We start from the raw sequence: 17,989 nt of genomic DNA, 5'->3' as shown, positions 1-17,989 counted from the left end.
CACCAAAGTGCCCGCGAGCTAAAGATGACCGCGCCAAGGATTGTCACGCCAATGATTTGACCGATTCCTGGGCTCTCGTGCCTAACGCCTCGAGAGCCGCTTGCCGGGCCCCTTCATAATGCTCAAACAAGGCGACCACCAGGCTGCCTGACGGAGCCATGGTCACTGCTTGCTTGACCGCCTCCGCTTCATTCAACACCACCGTCCATTGATTGGCGGAGATATGGTCGTTCTGTAACGTTTCGACCATTAATTGCGCCATCTCTCCCGGCCTACGCCCCCTCAAATCTTCATCTTCTCGGATGACCAGATAATCGGAGAAATTTTGCGCTTCTTGGACCGCGTGCATGAGGTCTTGGTTGCGTCGGTCTCCTGGTAGCCCCAAAACTGTCGTCACATGAGGGTATCCTAAAGCACGTACGACATCGCCCAGTGCCGCCAATGCCGGTTGATTGTGGGCATAATCCAATAGGACATCTACCATCTCCCCCTGCATCAACTCCAAACGTCCCGGATTTTGCCGCTCCTGGCCCACATCGAAAGAAGCGAGGCTCCGCCCAATAAATGCCGGCTCCAGTCCCATGGCTAAAGCGGCAGCGGCAGCGGCCATGGCATTTTGCACGTTGAAAGTCACACGTCCTCGCCAACTCGCTGGCAACGCGCGTCCGCCAATAATGCGCCGCGCCTGGGTCCCGTGGCGGTAGACCAAAAACCCCCGGCTCAACACCACTGCTTCCCCTCCCGATGCCAAATGGTCCAGTACAATCGGATTATCCTCGCGCAAAGAAAACCAGACGATACGTGCCTTCGTCCTATGCGCCATCGACGCCACCCGAAGGTCATCCGCATTCAGCACGCAAGCGCCTGTGGGTCTGGTCACGTCCACTATCAAAGCTTTTAAGTGGGTGAGATCGTCTAGCGTGTCAATGTCATCCTGACCGAGATGGTCCGCCCCAATGTTCGTCACAACGGCGACGTCGCAATCATGAAAGCCCAGTCCATACCGAGCCATGCCCCCGCGGGCCGTTTCCAATATCGCCACTTCCGTCGTCTTGTCGCCCAACACCACATCGGCTGACCAAGGACCAGTTAAATCGCCCGACTGAATCTGGCGATCGCCAATCATAATCCCGTCCGTCGTCGTAGCACCCACAATTTTTCCGGTCTGCCGCCAAATATGAGCCAGCATACGCGTCACTGTGGTTTTCCCGTTGGTGCCGGTAACAGCGCACACGGGAATACGTCCATCATGGCCCTTAAATAGGGCATCGACAATCGCCTCGCCCACGGCCCTAGACGCCCCTTGAGAGGGATAGAGATGCATTCTTAATCCGGGTGCCGCATTAATTTCAATGACCCGTCCGCCCGTAGCCGTTAAAGGTTTTTGAATATCGTCTGCTATGACGTCCACTCCAGCCACATCCAGCCCTATCGCCCGTACAGCTCGCACGATATCCTCCTGGAACTCCGCGCCTAACTCGTCTGTCACATCACAGGCGTCCCCTCCGCTAGACAAATTCGCCGTTTCACGTAGCAATACGACTTGTCCCGCCGCAGGAATGGATTGCAATGTGAGATCTTGATGCGCCAATGCCGTCCATAACCCCTCATCTTCCCCAATAAAGCTCAAGGGTCCTAAGTGCTCAGCGCGCCGCCGCGGATCGCGATTGGCCTCTTCTAGCAGAAAAGAAATCGTATGGATGCCGTCGCCTTCGACCGTGGGCGGGCGACGCAAACTTGCTGCCACCACGCGGTCGTGCACCACCAATACGCGGTAGGGAGCCCCAAATATCTGTTCTTCAATCAACACCTGGCTCTGTTCTTGCTGAGCCCAATCAAACGCCTTATGCAGTTCCTCCTCCGAACGCACGCCCGTTGTCACGCCCCGGCCCTGTTGTCCAGCATTGGGTTTAACCACCAAGGGATACCCTAAATGGGCCGCTGCCTCCCTAGCCTGTTGCCAAGAGTTCACCACATAGCCAACGGGTACCGGAATGCCTTGGCGACCGAGCAACTGCTTCGTTAACCCTTTATCTTGACACACATCTGCCGCGATCACGGAGGTCTGGTCCGTCATCGCGGCCATCACCCGCCGTTGAGCGGCGCCGAGCCCTAACCGCAGATAGTTCGCATCATTAAGACGCTTCACCGGAATGTCTCGCGCTCGCGCTGCCTCAATAATGGCTTGCGTCGACGGTCCAAACTGAAAGCCACGAATGGCCTCGACCACACTGGTCACTTGCATGGCCAGTTCATCATCCCCAGTCCTGTCGTCCCATAAAGCGCGTATGATGTGGACCGCAGCGCTCAAAGCCTCAGCTCCGCCTGGCTGGGTTCCACTTTCAAAGACAATACGAACAAGGTCCGTTCCAGTAATTTGCCGCGTCTTTCCGTAATGCCCATCCTCTCCCGCAAGAAACAGCAACTCTAAGGCTAAATGCTCCACCACATGGCCCAGATAAGTGCCTTCATGAAGCCGGTCCACAAACCCGCCTGGGTATCCTTTCGAACAGACATGGTCTTGCAATCCGGGTGCTAGACGCAGCAATCGTTGGGTAAAATCCGGACGATGGTTCGTCGGATACTCTCCGTACCCGCCGAGTTGCACAATCGCCTCTATGGCACTATGCAGCGTATGGCGATTGGGCCCGTCATAAAATCTCAGTTGTTCAATCTTCACCGCGTTCCTCCTCCTGCAGATGTCCGGCCCGGTGCGCAAATGGCTGCCGGGAACTAAGGTGAAGGCCATACCCTTGCGCCAACACATGCAGCCTCACATGGGTCAGAGTCAGGGCTTGCGTGGGCCCTGATTCTTGCACATTGGTCTCTTCCACAAACCGCCCGTCAAGAATCGTGACATTTTGCGAGCCGTAGACCGTCATGTTTTGGGTATTCAGATCGACCAACAAAGCGGTATCCTCATCAATGCCTACGCCCAACACAGCAGGATTTTGAGCTACCGCCGCAAGCAGACGGCCGATACGCCCGCGCTGGGTAAAATGCTGATCAATCACCACGTTATCCCACAGCCCCATTCCCGCTGCCATACGCACCACAGCACGGGACGGCGGGGCTTGGGCGAATCCTTCCACAATCATGGTCGATGACATCATGGAAGCACCCGCTGATGTGCCTGCAATAATTAAGCCCTTGTCCCACTGACCCCGTAACGCTTGGTGAAAGGCCGTTCCCCCTAAAAGGCTTGTAATCCGCAGCTGATCGCCTCCCACAAAGAAAACCGCGGCACACCTTTCAAGGCGCGTGGACCACTCATGACTCTGGGCTTGAAGGCGGGAACTGATAAGAAATGGCACCACATCGTGGACCCCTAATGCACTAAAGGCGTGTTGGTACGTCGCATAGGCGTCTTCCCCCATTGTGGATGCCGTTGTCACGACACCAATGCGCTTCGGTCGCTCAACTTCTCGTACCAAATCTGTCAGGGTCAAGAGAACGTCTGGTGTCGTTCTCTTGTCTTCTTTTCCGCCGATAATTAGTAACGGACCAATAAAGGTCTCCCCCCATCGCAAAACGTAAAAAGAGAACGCCTCAAGGCGTTCTCTATTGTGTTCAGCCCAACAAATTTCTATGCGAAAATTTGGTCTCGTCACGGAGACCCCAAAACTTGATTAATTGGACAGAGATTCAGGAAGTATAAGCTCTACCGTTTCGGTTAACACGTCCGTATACGAATACGACACGCGCCGTTCACCTCGTTCGGAAAGGTGTTCCTCTTCGATCTTGACGATAAAGATATGGGGGTAGGTTTTTTCTAAAATCCCTTCCTTTTCGTCAACCTTCTTGCGGCCTTTATTGGCCTTTACACGAATCTTTTCTCCCACATGAGAGTCGAGTTCCTTTTTTATATCTTCGAGGACGCTTTTTGCCGCCACGCGCTCACTTCCTTCCTCAACTGATGAAGGGCAACAAAGATATCCTAACATTTATTTCTTCGCGTGTCAAGTAAAGATAACTATTCTACCAACTCTATCTAGCCATGGTCAAGAGAAAATTTGGCTATGCCATAAACTTTTTGTCGCCTTCGCTATTTCGTATACTTGTCAGCGACTTTAGAGGCACCAAAGGAATAGGGCTTAATGGCCGCATGGTAGCCACTGCCCGTTACCATTCCTACAATCTCGCGAATCAATTCCTTGGTGTCGCCTTGCTGACCCACGTCAATATGGATTTCCACATCGAGATCGGGAAGACCAGACTTTTCCAAAAGCCCTGTCAGTTGAGCTGCCACATTCAGGCTTAAAGAGGTCTCGTACATGATTTTTTGACGCAAGCTTTTAATGGCGCGACGGTGGGATTTATTAAAAAAGTACCGACCCCCTTTGCCCATGCGGTGTATGACGACAGCCGTCACAAAAACGGTCTCATGGCGGGTGTGGGAATCGGAACCAATAATCAGTTTGTAGCGCGCATTGGGGGCCTCAGCGATATAACTCAAAATTTCGCCGTACATACTCTCGAGCGTCAACCGTCCCTTGGAGGGACTCTCGAACACCACAAGGACCACCTCACTTGGTTGCAACCAGTTTGGCTAACGCAATCCACTCCTGCCAGCTAAGGGCTTCTGGACGTTTCGCTGCGTCCAGACCCGCATGCTGCAGCACTTCGGTCCAGCCTTGAGCATTCCACGCCGATCCGGGCGCCATGGCTAACGACTGCCGTATCATTTTGCGGCGATGTGAAAAGGCCGAATGCACCACCCATTGCAAAGCGGTCAACGGCACCATAGGCGACGGTCTTCGCGTTAATTGTATCACAAATGAGTCAACATCTGGAGGGGGTGAAAAGGCTGCACGCGCGACAGGCATTAATGCCTCAACATGGGCCACATAGCGCAGCAAGACACTGAGCGCAGAGGTTTGACGCTGGCCAGGCTCAGCCACGAGCCTTAACGCCACTTCTTTTTGCAACATGACGATGGCCGTATCCCATGTCGTCACATCCTCGAAAAGCTTAGCCATGAGCGCCGAGGACACATAATACGGCAAATTCCCACAAATATTAAATCGGCCTTGACGTGCAAGCGCTAAGCCTTGCCATGACGTAGTCACCGCATCAGCATGAATTACGCTCAGCTGTTCCGGAAATTCTTTCGCTAAGGAGTCCTGCAGCCACCTAGCCCATGCCCCATCTAACTCCACGGCAACCACGTTCAAACCTTTTTCCAATAAAGAAACCGTGAGCCCGCCGGGCCCTGGACCAATTTCTAGCACCCATTGAGGATGGGTGCTAGCCACTTGAGCCGCCATTTTCTCAAACACTGTCGGGTCAGTCAAAAAATGCTGACCCAGTTGTTTATTCGGCCGCAACCCAACATGCGCTAGCACCTCATACAGGCCTTGTGGAGAGCGTGGGTCTATAAACTTCGCCGTCAACGCCCACCTTCTTCATCTAATTTCCGAGAATATCCACCATTAAAGGCTGTACTCCCCAATCCATAGCTTGCCCTTGATCATTGAAACATAAATCAATGCGGTTGCCGATAATCGCAGACCCCGTGTCCAAAGCCACAGCATAGCCATAACCCGGAATATAAAGCTGCGTTCCTAACGGGATGACACTCGGATCGACCGCCGCCACTCCATAATGGGCCGGTGTGCCACTCGCTGTGAGACCAGTAGACCATGAGGGATTAGGCCAATAACCCGTGCTGACCATGTACATCTGCTTTGTGATCATCATGGTCTGCCCGTTAATGGTGATGGGCTGAGCCGTGCCATACGCAACCACCTCAGGCGACGGGGGCTGAATAAGTTTTTTAGCCACCACTTTGTTATGCAGCGGCGTACCATCTTGGACAAGATATTGTACCGTCGTCGCCACCAAACCTTTGCGGCCGTTCTGTAAGATTTGGCGATGCCCCTTGATAAGATTGGGATCAGGACGATATGTAACGCTAAAAGGCAAACTTGACGTGATCGTCTTATTTTCCAGCCATTGCCGGATAACATCCACATGCGCTCCAGCCACAAGCGATGCGGTCAACGGGGGCCGGACTTTGTCTAATGGACCGAGTTTGATGCCAAGCGCCGACAGAACACTGCCAACGTGATAATCTGTGGTCCAATATTTGAAATGGTGATGGGCTGTACGCACCCAAACCGGTATGGCTTCGCGAATCGCAATGGTTTTAGTTCCCGCCGATGAGGTCTTTACACGCACCACATCGCGTGCACTCGCGGCAATTTTAGCCTGAGCCAGAATATTCCGGACCTTCGAGCGGAAAGTCCAAAGTTTAAGGGTCCTCGCACCCGCCGGACTGTAGACTTGAATCTCCACCGGCCTATATTGCGTAGTCACCAGCCCCGTGCCAATGGCTGTCGCCGCGAGGGCCCCAAATAACCAAGGACGCATCGCCTTAAAACTCCATGTAGCCAAAAGCTGTCCTCCTTTATCATCCTTCTTTTCTCTTCGGTGAATCAGCCAACTTTCGTCAGCGTTCCTCCGCTACCATTCACCTCCATAATATCCAATAATTGGAACTATCCTCCGATAAGAGGAAAAGCATTTAATATATTCGCCGTGGTCTGCGCAAATACCTGCTGTGTCGAAAAATTTTTTTGAGCGGCTACCACTTCCGCCACACGAATCACCCGCAAGGGCTCATTGCGTTGGCCACGCCACGGCGCAGGCGACAAATACGGGGAGTCGGTTTCAATAAGGAGTCGGTCGGACGGCACCTGTGTGACGACTTGACGCAGAGCATGCGCACTTTTGAACGAAATGGGCCCCGCAAAAGAAATGTAGAAGCCTAACGCCAAAAGATTGGCGGCAAAGGATTCATCTCCTGTAAAACAATGCAGGACTCCTTGAATTCCTGGCACTTGGCGCAAAATCTCCACCGTGTCTGATTCTGCCTCTCGCGAATGCACCGAAACAGGGAGCGCTGTTCGCTTCGCCAACTCGACTTGTGCCAAAAACACCTCTTTCTGCGTCTCTTTAGGACTATTCATATAATGATAATCTAGACCGATTTCCCCAATCCCCACCACTTTCGGTTCAGAGGCGAGCCGCTCTAATTCCTTTAAGTCGTGAGCTGTAAACGTTGCGGCATCGTGCGGATGCACGCCCACCAAAGCCCAAACCCCTTCGTGGGTTTGGGCAAATTGCACAGCTTGAATGGAGGACTCAATCGTATAGCCTGGGACAATCATCCCGATGTTTTGTGCCCGGGCGCGGTGATACGCCTCTTCTCGGTCCTCCTGAAACGCTTCATCTTGCAAATGGCAATGCGAATCAAAACAAGTCAACGTCACTTTACGCGCGCTCCTTCCGGCAACGGCCTGGCGGGACTGACAATGCTTAACTGCTGACCCTGAGATCCCGCTAACAGCATGCCTTCACTTAAAATCCCACGCAATTTCACCGGCTTTAGATTCGCCACCAAGACCACTTGCTGCCCAATTAACGCTTCGGGCTCATAATAGGCTTTAATGCCCGATACAATGGTCCGTTCGCGCTCGCCATCAAACACGGTCAACTTCAGCAAGCGATCGGCGCCTTTTACGGGTTCTGCCTGACGAACAGTGCCTACGCGCAGCTGGATCTTCTGGAAGTCTTCCAACGTAATGAACTCCTCAGACGCCGGAACCTCAGCCGGCAGCTTAACCTCTGCTGCGGTCTCTTCGCGCAAATCCAAGCGGGGAAACAGCGGATCCCCTCGGCGAATGCGCTCGCCCCCTTGAAATCCGCCATAAATCGCTTCCCGGTAGGATTCCACGGGCTGGTCTACCCCTAGCTGCGCACGGATTTTCTGAGGCGTCTCAATCAGGAATGGGGTCAACAGGACTGACACCACACGCAACGACTCGGCCAAATTATATAAAACATTCTCCAGCTCCTCTTTTCGTGCCGGATCTTTCGCCAAACTCCACGGCGCCCGTTCCTCAATATACTTATTAGCGGCGTGCACCAAACGGTAAATCTGACTTAAAGCGTCCGAAATCAAGAGCTGATGCATTGCCTTGTCGACCTGCTCATAAATTTCCGCGGCGATTTGACCAAGCCGTTTGTCCTCAGGGCCAAAGGCATGGGGCTGGGGAATTACCCCATTGGAAAATCGTTCAATCATTGCCGTGGTACGGCTTAAAAGATTGCCTAGGTCATTGGCCAAGTCGACATTAAACCGCAGCCGTAAAGCATCTTCGGTATAGCTACCGTCGGCCCCAAACGGGACTTCCCGGAGAAGAAAATAGCGCACGGCATCCACGCCGTAGGTCTGGCTCAACACAATGGGATCGACCGCATTGCCACGAGACTTTGACATCTTGGTATCACCAATCAAAAGCCAGCCATGGCCAAACACCCGCTGCGGGAGGGGAAGATTTAACGCCATTAGCATGATGGGCCAAATAATGGTGTGGAAGCGAACAATTTCCTTTCCCACAATTTGCACATCTGGCGGCCAAATCTGGCTAAACCGTTCCGGATCGGTGAGGTAGCCGGCAGCCGTCAAATAGTTAGACAGCGCATCAAACCACACGTAAATCACATGATCCGGGTCGTTGGGCACCGGAATTCCCCACGCGAGACCCGTGCGCGATATCGACAAATCTTCCAATCCCGCCTCCAAAAAACTCAACATTTCGTTACGTCGGCTAGCAGGCTGGATAAAGTCGGGATGGTCCAATATGTGCTGAATCATGCGATCTTGGTATCGACTCATCCGGAAGAAGTAACTGGATTGTTTGACGCGCTCCACAGGCCGTCCACAGTCGGGGCACTTTCCATCCACCAACTTGGATTCTGTCCAAAATGTTTCATCGGGCAAGCAATACCAGCCCTCATATTCGCCCTTATAAATGTCCCCCCGCTCTTGCAGCGTCAAGAAAATTTGCTGCACGACCTGATAATGGTCGGGGTCAGTGGTCCGAATAAAACGATTGTAAGAAATACCCAAAGAACGCCATAAGGGGTCTTGAATGAAATGAACAATCTTGTCAACAAATTGCTTCGGACTCACCTGGGCCTCTTGAGCCTTTTGCGCAATCTTTTGCCCGTGCTCATCTGTGCCCGTTACAAACCACACAGGTTCCCCTTTAAGACGGTGAAACCGTGCCAACGCATCGGCTGCCACGGTTGTGTAGGCATGCCCAATATGCAGATTATCGCTCGGATAGTAAATGGGCGTCGTGATATACCAGGTATTCTTATTCGTCATCAAAAGCCTCCATTCGTCGATCTGAAATCTCCGTCACCCCAAAAAAAATGACCCACCATCAAGGGGCGGACATCATGCCGCGGTACCACCCTTGTTTACCCTGGGGCCTTTTTGTCGGATAACGGCGACACCGGGAACGCTACTGACTTCACGTCCCTGCTCAAGGGCCATAACTTATTGAAATCCGGCCGAACTCACACCCTCTCCGGCTCGCTTAAGCGGATACAACAATAAGCGCTCCCTGTCGTTGCAAGTAACCGAATTATACTGAAAAGGACCCATACCGTCAAATACGGCGGGTGTTGCCGTGAGAACAGACGACCCAGCGCTATGCTAAAATAATGCCATTGTTGGTTCCGACTCATCATATGGAATAGATAGGAGCTTTCTCTTGTGAATCCGATGCGCTCAACAACTCGCCCCCTCCTTGCTCTGGCACTTTTGACCCTTATTTGGGGATATAACTGGGTCATCATGAAATCGGCTCTTGTTGATGCGCCGCCGCTCTATTTTGCGGCGTTCAGAGTCTTGGGCGGCGTCATCGTCTTGTTCGGGGTTGGCATTGCCACCAAGCGCCCCCTAAAAGCCCCCACGTGGCGTTATGTCATTCCTTTAGGCTTGCTGCAAACGACAGGATTTGTTGGGTTTGCCTTATGGGCTCTCCAATTCGGTGGAGCCGGGCAGACGGCCATGCTCGTCTACATGATGCCACTTTGGCTGATTATTTTGGCCTGGCCGCTTCTCGGCGAACGCGTGCACGGACTCCAATGGCCCGCCTTAACTTTGGCACTAGTCGGATTGGTCTTCATTCTCAAGCCATGGCATACACAGCCCCATACCTTAGGCACTCTCTTAGCCCTGCTCTCAGGGGTCTTTTGGGCCGCCTCAGCGGTCTGGCAAAAACGCGCCGCCCCGCCACAAACGGACATCATCGCCGTCACGGCATGGCAAACCGCCGTGGGGGGACTGGCTTTGATTCTGCTCGCGTTTTGGTTAGAACCCTTGCGCATTCATTGGACCCCTCTATTCATCGGAGCTCTCCTCTATAATGCGATTCCCGGCAGCGCTATTGCCTTATTGCTCTGGGCGTATGCCGTCGACCGCCTCCCCCCGGGGATGGCGGGTATGGCCACGCTCTTTAGCCCCTTAATTGGCGTCCTAGCGGCATGGCTTCAGCTAGGAGAACGTCCGGGGTTGTTTGAAGGCATGGGGATGACGGCCATTTTCTTGGCACTAGCGTTGGTGACCTGGCAGCATCTTCATTCACACGATGTCGAATTCTCCCCGGCAAGACCGCAAACACCCCGTTAATGGGGAAAATTTTGATTAGGGGCAGGAGGCCCTGCGCCACCGACTTATAGACAATTAAAGGAGTGCAATGAGACGATGGTGCCTAAAGCCTTATTGCGGGCGACACGCCATGTCAGCTACTGGCTACGCTGGGTAATTGAACTGCTCATTTTACTGACGCTCGTATTCGGGATCATCGCATTTCTTGCCCACTGGGCGGTTATTGCGGAACATCCCGGTGTTCTGCTGTCGCACTTACGCGAAGTGCTGGATGATATTTTCACGTTGGTTCTGCTCGTCGAGATGCGCGATTTGTTCCGTCACCTCTCCCCGCCCAAGTTGTTGGATATCGTAGCCACCGTCATGGCCCGCCAATTGGCTCTCAATCATAATCTCCATGGCATGCTGTCCACGGCTTTGGCTATTGCCGCCATTGTCATCGTCCGAGGGTTTTGGACGCGCTTTTTCGAAAAAGACGACCCAGAAAAAATGGTGTAGGCCTTCCCTTTTGTATTTTTTTCCAGGATGTTTCTCGACAAATTGTCCAGATCCATTGACTATAATTTGGAATTTCTGGTATGATGCTTCCAACAGATTGTCGAATAAAGGAGTGGACACGCATGAAATCAACGGGAATTGTTCGGAAGGTGGACGAGCTAGGTCGGGTTGTATTGCCCATCGAATTGCGGCGCACCTTACGCATTGAGGACAAAGATTCACTTGAAATCTATGTCGACGGGGAAATGATTGTACTCCGGAAGTACGAGCCCGCTTGCATTTTCTGCGGCAACGCTGACAACATTGAAACCTTCCGCGGCAAGAACATTTGCCATGACTGTCTCACGAGCCTTCACATCGAAGCGGTCTAATTGTTTCGCCGCATACTTTGAATGCGATTATATAGCTCTCGGCGTGAGACGTGATGGGTTGAGGCGATATATTCTATCGCCTCTTTTGTTTTTTCTCCGGCCTCAACCCGCTCTTCTACCGCGCGCATACACGCTTCCCAATCGGTTTCTTGCACCACTTCCCTAGGCGGCGCCAGCACAAGGACAAGCTCCCCGCGCCACATGCGCTCTTGTGCTAACAAATCTCCCAGAGTTCCTTGCCAAAATTCCTCAAAGCGCTTCGTCAATTCTCTACCAACGGTCACTTGTCGATGAGAGCCTAGGGCTTTGGCCAAGGTTTCTAAGGTCTTCTCCATATGGTGCGGTGCAATGTACAGCACACCCGTAAATGCCGAGGCCGCAATCTCCGCCACGCGCTCGGCACGCGCTTTACCAGCGCTGGGCAAAAACCCCCAAAAGACATAGGGATGGGGATAGCCGGACGCCGCATAGGCCACCACTTGGGCCGACGGTCCAGGCACTACCGTAAAAGGCCATGCGTGTTGGTACAAAAACGCGACCAATTCTTGTCCCGGATCGGAGACAGCAGGCATGCCTCGATCGGAGACCATCGCCAAACTTTGGCCCTCTGTTAACCATTGGGCAATCAACGGCAAGCGTTTTTGTGCATTATGCGCGTGAAATGACACGAGCGGTCGAGTGATGCCAAATTGGCGGCACAAAATCTCTGTTTCGCGGGTGTCCTCACATAAAATACGGTCCACCTGCCGCAATACGGCTTGTCCTCGGGGAGAAAAATCTTCTAAATTACCAATGGGAGTGCCCACCAAATAGACATGGCCTGGCTCCACCCACCTGCGTTCTTCTGCGTTAGCCAATCGCTTGCAAGGCCTCCTTGGCATGATGGGATAATTTTTTTAGCCGTCGTTCTTCTTGTAAGGCGAGAGTGTGAGAATAGGGCCCAAATTGACACCAAACTTTAACAGGTCGATGCGCCCTTGTATAGCGGGCGCCTCGTCCTTTCTGATGCGCAGCAAATCGTTTCGCGACATTGCGCGCAATGCCCGTATAAAAAGAACCATCTTCACAAAGCAATATATAAACCCACCAGCTTGCCTCTTGCTTATCGCACATGGCTATAGACACTCGCTAAAATTTCGCGCGCAATCTCGGCATTGCCGTTCGATTCCATATGGTGAAACGCTTGAAACGCGGCATCCCACAGTGATAAATACCCTGGGTTTCCAGTCTCTCGAAATCGTGCTTTAGCCCAGTAGGCCAGATCAATCACACCTGTCGGGGTTAAAGGATTTTGTTCTAGCAGCTTGTCAGGTGAGAAGTTTTGGTCCAAAGCGTTTTGTTCGGGGGTCCTGGGCGCACGCACGATCTGACAGCGACTGCGGACTGTTTCCAGTAATCCCGCAGGCTGGTTAGTGGCTAGAATAAATGTCACATAGGGCGGTGGCTCTTCTAAGCTCTTTAAAAGGTAATTCTGGGACGCTTCGGTCATGCTGTCAGCTTGCTCAATCCACACCACTTGGCGTGGGGCCCATAACGGCAAGCGAAATAGACTGTGCAACACGGGCACCAAGCGCTCGCGACGAATGCGCATCTTTTCGGGTTGCACATGGACGAGATCGGGGTGCTCTTCCAATTTTCGAAGGCAGGAACGACACGTGCACCCGACCTCGCCCGTTGCTTCACATAGGAGCTGGCGGGCTATGGCCTCGGCTAGACGACGCACGTCATCGTCCGTTCCCATCAGAAGCAACGTCTGTCCTAACACCTTGTGCTGCCAGGCTTGGGCCACAGCAGGCCATGACGCTACATAAAGGCTGTTAAAACTTTTCATAACGGTCAATGTCGACAACAAAAATGGTGGCGCCCCCCACCGTCACTTCCACTGGAAAAGGAATATACGGTTCACCGCTGTGGCTCGGCGTCTGTGGCGTCAGCGTTTCCTGTCGTGCGGCCGACGTGCGCTTCAGAATGTGAATGACCGCTTCGACATCCTTTTCCTCAATCCCCACTAATATGGTGGTGTTGCCTTCCCGCAAGAATCCTCCCGTACTGGCTAGCTTCGTGGCGCGAAATCCCCGTCGGTTCAATTCGGTCACCGCTTGGGACGCGTCCTTATCTTGTAAAATGGCAATCACCAATTTCACTCCATCCAGCCTCCTCTCAATGTTCGCTCCACATATGGTGGAGTATGCTTTGAATGTCTTGACCGACAACCTCCACCGGGCGCTGGCTATCAATAATCTGCCACCGCGTAGGGTTTGCCTGTGCCAACGCTAAATAGCCCTGCTCAACCCGAGCAAAAAATTGTTCGTCTTGACGCTCCATGTTGTCTTCCCCGCGAGCAAACGACGGGCCTCGCAACCAAAATGTCACATCGGGTTCAATCCCTTGCATCACTTGCTGATTGACCATTGTAATCCATTTTACATCTAAGCCGCGTCCAAAACCTTGATATGCGACGGAGGAATCTGCAAACCGGTCCACAATGACAATATGGCCTTCTGCCATCGCCGGAGCAATAACCGTGGCCACCAGTTCGGCTCGCGCGGCAGCAAAGAGCAAAAACTCGGCATGTGGGCTATGTATCTGTACGGTATGCAAGAGCATGCCCCGAAGTGTTTCGCCGAGCATCGTCCCCCCAGGTTCGCGTACGACTGTTACGCTATAGCCTTGTGACCGTAGCCACACGGATAAATGACGAATCTGCGTGCTCTTTCCCACTTTTTCTAAGCCTTCAAACGTAATTAATTGCCCACGACTTCGCTGGTCACCCATAGACCTTGTTCTCCTTCTTTCGCTAAGGTTCCCTCAGGCGGGGGAGCAAATCCCTGCACGTCCCCCGTCTTTTGCCCACACCAAGCAGATGCGCTTTGAAGCCATGATATCATGGCCGAATCTATACGCTCTCCCGGCATAATGACCGGCACGCCAGGCGGATAGGGTGTCACGGGCGCCGCTGCTATGCGCCCGCAAGCCTCGCGCACCGGCACCCACTCGCGCGGTTGACGCATCGCTTCTGCTGGAGACAGCAGCATTTCGGCTTGCGGCCACTGTGCGAGATCCGGCCATACATTGCCAGCCATGCCACCCCCTATCCCGCGTATCGCCTGCTCCAGAACCGGCCACTCGTCGTAGGGAGTCAGCACCAATGTCACGCCAAACGGGTCCGCCTTTTCGGGTTCCCCGTATTGGCGCAGATGGCTTAGCAGCGCATCTCCCGTCCCTATGAGGGTCAATTTGGCTGGATCCGCCATGCCCCCCTGATCTCTCCACCATTTTTGTAAGACGAGGACGTCCTTCTTCTCCAAATCATCCCACACTTTATGAGCCGCATCGGCTAACGCTTCCCACCGTGCATGATACGCTGGGGTCTGGCGCAGCCCTTGCAAGGTGTCGAGAGAGGCCATGAGCAGATATGACGGACTGGATGTGGCCAACAAGTCCCACGCCTGTTGTATTTGCTCAGTGCTGACCCGGGACGTATTTTGGTGCAATAACCCTGTCTGGGTCAAGACGGGTTCTGTTTTGTGCGTCCCATGACATACGAGATCCGCACCCTGCGAAAGAGCGGACAACGGAAAGCCCCTGTGGCCAAAAAAATGGGTACCATGGGCTTCATCTACAATCAACGGAATCTGCAGCGCCTGACAGGCGGCAACGGATTCTTTGAGCGAGGCGGATAATCCATCGTAGGTCGGATTCGTCACAATAACGGCTTTAGGCTTATGACGGCGTATCATCTGGGCCCGGACCTTATCGGGAACAGGCAACACATAGGCCCCGGGCCCCAATGCAGGATAGATCCATAGCGGACGAGCCCCGGCCAACACAAGACCCGACAACACGCTACGGTGCGCATTGCGGTCAACTAACACGGTATCGCCTGGCCGACACGCCGCCAAGATGGAGGCCATAACAGGCAACGTCGCTCCTTGAACCGAGTACCATGTGCGCAGCGTCCCAAAAGTTTTGGCCATCAAATCCTCTGAGGTATGCAACGGATCGCGGCGGTGGGATTTAGGGGTCAACTCCCCAACCTCAGTCACATCTGATGCCCCGTCGACGAGCCCCATGGGCGCTTGCCCTTTGTGACCCGGCGTGTGCCACCGCGCTTTCCTCTCATCTTTGTAACGCTGCAGCGCCGCAATCAATGGCTGCTCAGCCGACACAGTCTTTCCCCCTATGCGTGCCATAATCCCCGGTGCTGGAATAAGATAGCAGTTTTCGTCCGGATTACCACCCTCCAATGGGCGGGCTGGCTCAGTAAATAGGTCGCCAGCGCCGTGCCTGGAGCCCACAGCACATAGCGAATATTATAGCGTGTCCACAGGTTAGTGGGATTAGTTGTCAGGTTTTTCACATCCATGTATTGGGTAATTTCCGGCCCTTGGAGATAAAAATCTGTGCGGCCATCAATAAAGACCGGAATGTGTCGATAAATGAGGTATCCTCCCCAATGATACATATTAAAGACATGTCCGGAGTGGTGTTGCAGATAGTTCGCGGCAAGCACAGGTTCCCCGCTTTCCACTCCAGCAGAAACAATCGGGTGGGCCAACACGATGACAACACTTAATGCGGCCACAAAAGGCGCTCCAATCCACCCTGAAGCGCGCCGAAATTCCCAGGGGGCCACCATCACTCCCAATAACACAGGCCACTGTAGATCCCAGTAGGGAAGAAATCGTACCGACTTCATAGTGGCATAAAAGAGCCCCGCTGCCAAAAAGAAATCGGGCCAGGGCATAGGCGTGTCTCCAAATAATGACCATAGCACCAGCACAAACATAGGAACTAAGATCAGAAGCACCATGGACACATCGTGAAAATCCGGCGATTGCCATTCCGCAATGATATCTGAAATACGGTGGGAAAACGTGACGTGCCATGAGTAGGCCCAAAGGCCAGGACCATTGGGATTGAGAAACGACAACAACAACGCCACAACGAACACCGTGGCCCACTGTTTGCCACCCACTTGCGTCGGCGGGGTCATCACGCGCTGGGTATTAACAGGTAAGCGTCCCCACAGCCCCTCCAACCCTAGCGACAAGAACCCTAAGAGAAAACTGCCATGCACATTGGTCCAAAACCATAGCAAAGGAACCGCGGCCCATAAGATATGAGGGTTCTTACGGGATTTCGTTAAAATAATAAGCATGAGGACAAAGAGCGCATAACTCAGCGTTTGCGGGCGGTCTTTGACAAATACTAAAAGTCCGGGGGTTGCCATCAACACCAACAAGCCATTCTTAATCCCATGCGTGCCCCGAAGATGTAATAACCATGATAAAAGAACCACCGTTGCCGTGCCCACGCCCGCCGATAGTAACCAAAAGCCAACAGGGCCAAAACCCTTGACCACGGCGGCCAACAACACTTCATAACCCCATTCTTCGGTCACCCACGGCTTATGAAAAAGCGTATAGGAAAACACATCCCGATGCAAAACCATGTGGTGTGCCAACATATAACGTCCGGCCTCCCACTGCCAATACACGTCCCCACTGAGCCCCGTATGCATATCATGTGCCCAAATCATACTCGCGGCTAATAAGACCAACATCCACCCTAATACTCGATGATCAATTCGCGTCGGCATTGGCATACTCCTAAAGTTTTCTTACTGAGGTTGTTCGCAACTCGGACTAAAAACTCCTGCTTACGAATATCTCGTAACACAGGAGGGATGGACATGAAGCAAAAATTTTCGATGTCCCGCAGAACCGCTGGCTGGCTGATGGCGCTTCTTGTCGCGTTTGTTGTGGTGCATTATGCCTCAAGCGGATCAACCGCGGCGCTATCGCGAGCGGTGACAGGGCAGCCGGCGATTCAAGTCGCCATGCGCGGAGAAATCACTAGTTACAGCGACCATTCCGTGTCGTTAGCATTAGAAGATCCTCACGGCAACCTCACCACCTTATCCCGTAACGTGCAGCTTACAGACAAAACTCAATACGTCACACCAGGCGAACCGCCGATAACGGGTCCCAAAGGCATGAAATATCTAAAACCCGGGTACCGCGTCTATGTACGCGGCCAAGGCACCGCCGACAACCAGGTTATCGCCCAATTGGTCCACGTCTCCTTCCCCCCTATCACGGGCACAATTAGACAAATTAGTCCGTCTGTGATTACCGTATCAATCCCTAACCAACCGCAAGCGGCCAATATTGCGCTGACGAGCCATACCGCTATTTACGTGCCCCAAGGCGACTGGTCCAAACTGACCCCAGGCGCCACGGTTCGTGTTTGGGTTATGCCCCAAGCACATAGCGAATCCCAAGGTCTCGTAGCGCTTTCCGTCATGGTGCTTTCGCAAGAAACCTCGTCGGCCAACCCCAAAGTCTAATGGGAATGACGAGGAGCCAACCACTCATCACCTCGCTGTGAGCCGCAGGGGGTTCATACCAGGCGACGCCCTATACGCAAGGGTCCCGCGGCCACCCGGCCACGGGCCCTTGCGTATAGGGCGTAAGACAAGCCTAAGCATGTCTGAGAGCGCGGTTCAGATGGCATCATCAGGTTATCGATCAGCGCGCCTAAAAACACTCCTCCGGTAGCCTGGTTAAAAAAACCTACGATAATCTCTTTCGGCTTTTCTCGGCCCCTAACGGGACCCGCAGTCCTCACAGGATTCGTCTGCTCGGGG

General features: G+C 53.3%; 20 protein-coding genes. 4 read left to right on the top strand and 16 right to left on the bottom strand.

From position 1 onward, the window contains the following. Positions 1-43 precede the first annotated feature (43 nt). The 8 genes from cphA to metG form a co-directional block, all read right to left on the bottom strand. Positions 44-2,680 (bottom strand): cyanophycin synthetase, encoded by a 2,637-nt coding sequence (cphA, locus tag CO251_RS12005; RefSeq protein WP_242968579.1) that lies wholly within the window; start codon positions 2,678-2,680, stop codon positions 44-46. Then, complete coding sequence (locus CO251_RS12000) at positions 2,670-3,530, bottom strand: cyanophycinase (RefSeq protein ID WP_242968578.1); 861 nt, start codon at positions 3,528-3,530, stop codon at positions 2,670-2,672. The genes cphA and CO251_RS12000 overlap by 11 nt, the downstream gene beginning before the upstream one ends. 99 nt (positions 3,531-3,629) lie before the next feature. Beyond that, complete coding sequence (locus tag CO251_RS11995; protein WP_173677105.1) at positions 3,630-3,893, bottom strand: Veg family protein; 264 nt, start codon at positions 3,891-3,893, stop codon at positions 3,630-3,632. A 152-nt stretch (positions 3,894-4,045) separates the two neighbouring features. Continuing rightward, positions 4,046-4,516, bottom strand: a complete 471-nt coding sequence (locus CO251_RS11990; RefSeq protein WP_103376057.1) for a ribonuclease H-like YkuK family protein — start codon at positions 4,514-4,516, stop codon at positions 4,046-4,048. Between the two features lie 10 nt (positions 4,517-4,526). Continuing rightward, positions 4,527-5,393 carry a 16S rRNA (adenine(1518)-N(6)/adenine(1519)-N(6))-dimethyltransferase RsmA gene (gene rsmA, locus CO251_RS11985; protein WP_103376056.1) on the bottom strand — a complete coding sequence of 289 codons (867 nt, stop codon included), beginning with the start codon at positions 5,391-5,393 and terminating at the stop codon, positions 4,527-4,529. A 16-nt stretch (positions 5,394-5,409) separates the two neighbouring features. Further along, positions 5,410-6,396: a 3D domain-containing protein gene (locus tag CO251_RS11980; RefSeq protein WP_103376055.1), complete on the bottom strand. Its 987-nt coding sequence runs from the start codon at positions 6,394-6,396 to the stop codon at positions 5,410-5,412. A 104-nt stretch (positions 6,397-6,500) separates the two neighbouring features. Beyond that, a complete protein-coding gene (locus CO251_RS11975) occupies positions 6,501-7,274 on the bottom strand; it encodes a TatD family hydrolase (RefSeq protein WP_103376054.1) in 774 nt (257 codons plus the stop codon). Then, positions 7,271-9,178, bottom strand: a complete 1,908-nt coding sequence (metG, locus tag CO251_RS11970; protein WP_103376053.1) for a methionine--tRNA ligase — start codon at positions 9,176-9,178, stop codon at positions 7,271-7,273. Before metG ends, CO251_RS11975 begins: the two co-directional genes overlap by 4 nt. A 402-nt stretch (positions 9,179-9,580) precedes the next feature. Between metG and CO251_RS11965 the strand changes: the two genes are divergently transcribed. The 3 genes from CO251_RS11965 (at position 9,581) to CO251_RS11955 (ending at position 11,337) form a co-directional block, all read left to right on the top strand. After that, a complete protein-coding gene (locus CO251_RS11965) occupies positions 9,581-10,489 on the top strand; it encodes a DMT family transporter (protein ID WP_103376150.1) in 909 nt (302 codons plus the stop codon). A gap of 75 nt (positions 10,490-10,564) precedes the next feature. Then, a complete protein-coding gene (locus CO251_RS11960) occupies positions 10,565-10,966 on the top strand; it encodes a hypothetical protein (protein WP_103376052.1) in 402 nt (133 codons plus the stop codon). Between the two features lie 122 nt (positions 10,967-11,088). After that, a complete protein-coding gene (locus tag CO251_RS11955; protein ID WP_103376051.1) occupies positions 11,089-11,337 on the top strand; it encodes an AbrB/MazE/SpoVT family DNA-binding domain-containing protein in 249 nt (82 codons plus the stop codon). Here CO251_RS11955 and rsmI read toward each other — a convergent pair. The 7 genes from rsmI to CO251_RS11920 are packed head-to-tail and all read right to left on the bottom strand — an operon-like array spanning position 11,334 to position 16,939. Beyond that, positions 11,334-12,194, bottom strand: a complete 861-nt coding sequence (gene rsmI, locus CO251_RS11950) for a 16S rRNA (cytidine(1402)-2'-O)-methyltransferase (protein WP_242968577.1) — start codon at positions 12,192-12,194, stop codon at positions 11,334-11,336. The genes CO251_RS11955 and rsmI overlap by 4 nt on opposite strands. Beyond that, positions 12,187-12,450 (bottom strand): GIY-YIG nuclease family protein, encoded by a 264-nt coding sequence (locus tag CO251_RS11945; RefSeq protein ID WP_103376049.1) that lies wholly within the window; start codon positions 12,448-12,450, stop codon positions 12,187-12,189. Before CO251_RS11945 ends, rsmI begins: the two co-directional genes overlap by 8 nt. Next, entirely contained in the window at positions 12,440-13,189 is a 750-nt protein-coding gene (locus tag CO251_RS11940) for a DNA polymerase III subunit delta' (RefSeq protein WP_146039077.1), read from the bottom strand. Before CO251_RS11940 ends, CO251_RS11945 begins: the two co-directional genes overlap by 11 nt. Further along, positions 13,155-13,481 carry a cyclic-di-AMP receptor gene (locus CO251_RS11935; RefSeq protein ID WP_103376047.1) on the bottom strand — a complete coding sequence of 109 codons (327 nt, stop codon included), beginning with the start codon at positions 13,479-13,481 and terminating at the stop codon, positions 13,155-13,157. The genes CO251_RS11940 and CO251_RS11935 overlap by 35 nt, the downstream gene beginning before the upstream one ends. A gap of 16 nt (positions 13,482-13,497) precedes the next feature. Continuing rightward, complete coding sequence (gene tmk, locus CO251_RS11930; protein WP_103376046.1) at positions 13,498-14,112, bottom strand: dTMP kinase; 615 nt, start codon at positions 14,110-14,112, stop codon at positions 13,498-13,500. Next, complete coding sequence (locus tag CO251_RS11925; RefSeq protein ID WP_158246321.1) at positions 14,082-15,506, bottom strand: aminotransferase class I/II-fold pyridoxal phosphate-dependent enzyme; 1,425 nt, start codon at positions 15,504-15,506, stop codon at positions 14,082-14,084. Before CO251_RS11925 ends, tmk begins: the two co-directional genes overlap by 31 nt. A gap of 11 nt (positions 15,507-15,517) precedes the next feature. Then, positions 15,518-16,939 carry a hypothetical protein gene (locus CO251_RS11920; protein ID WP_103376044.1) on the bottom strand — a complete coding sequence of 474 codons (1,422 nt, stop codon included), beginning with the start codon at positions 16,937-16,939 and terminating at the stop codon, positions 15,518-15,520. A gap of 93 nt (positions 16,940-17,032) precedes the next feature. On the opposite strand from CO251_RS11920, the gene CO251_RS11915 reads away from it, so the two are divergent. Then, positions 17,033-17,689: a DUF5666 domain-containing protein gene (locus tag CO251_RS11915; protein WP_103376043.1), complete on the top strand. Its 657-nt coding sequence runs from the start codon at positions 17,033-17,035 to the stop codon at positions 17,687-17,689. 53 nt (positions 17,690-17,742) lie between these two features. On the opposite strand, the gene CO251_RS17660 is transcribed toward CO251_RS11915, so the two are convergent. Further along, positions 17,743-17,989, bottom strand: a 247-nt coding sequence (locus CO251_RS17660) for a hypothetical protein (RefSeq protein ID WP_207654680.1), incomplete at its 5' end; no start/stop codon positions are given.

The organism is Sulfobacillus sp. hq2 (genome assembly GCF_002903155.1).
Taxonomy (GTDB): domain Bacteria; phylum Bacillota; class Sulfobacillia; order Sulfobacillales; family Sulfobacillaceae; genus Sulfobacillus; species Sulfobacillus thermotolerans.
This window is presented reverse-complemented; position numbering and strand designations above follow the sequence as displayed.

Excerpts from the sequence above, each read along its gene's own strand:
- metG (WP_103376053.1), bottom strand. The coding sequence starts at position 9,178 with ATGACGAATAAGAATACCTGGTATATCACGACGCCCATTTACTATCCG.
- CO251_RS11965 (WP_103376150.1), top strand. The coding sequence starts at position 9,581 with ATGCGCTCAACAACTCGCCCCCTCCTTGCTCTGGCACTTTTGACCCTT.
- CO251_RS11960 (WP_103376052.1), top strand. The coding sequence starts at position 10,565 with ATGGTGCCTAAAGCCTTATTGCGGGCGACACGCCATGTCAGCTACTGG.
- CO251_RS11955 (WP_103376051.1), top strand. The coding sequence starts at position 11,089 with ATGAAATCAACGGGAATTGTTCGGAAGGTGGACGAGCTAGGTCGGGTT.
- CO251_RS11945 (WP_103376049.1), bottom strand. The coding sequence starts at position 12,450 with ATGTGCGATAAGCAAGAGGCAAGCTGGTGGGTTTATATATTGCTTTGT.
- tmk (WP_103376046.1), bottom strand. The coding sequence starts at position 14,112 with ATGGGTGACCAGCGAAGTCGTGGGCAATTAATTACGTTTGAAGGCTTA.
- CO251_RS11920 (WP_103376044.1), bottom strand. The coding sequence starts at position 16,939 with ATGCCGACGCGAATTGATCATCGAGTATTAGGGTGGATGTTGGTCTTA.
- CO251_RS11915 (WP_103376043.1), top strand. The coding sequence starts at position 17,033 with ATGAAGCAAAAATTTTCGATGTCCCGCAGAACCGCTGGCTGGCTGATG.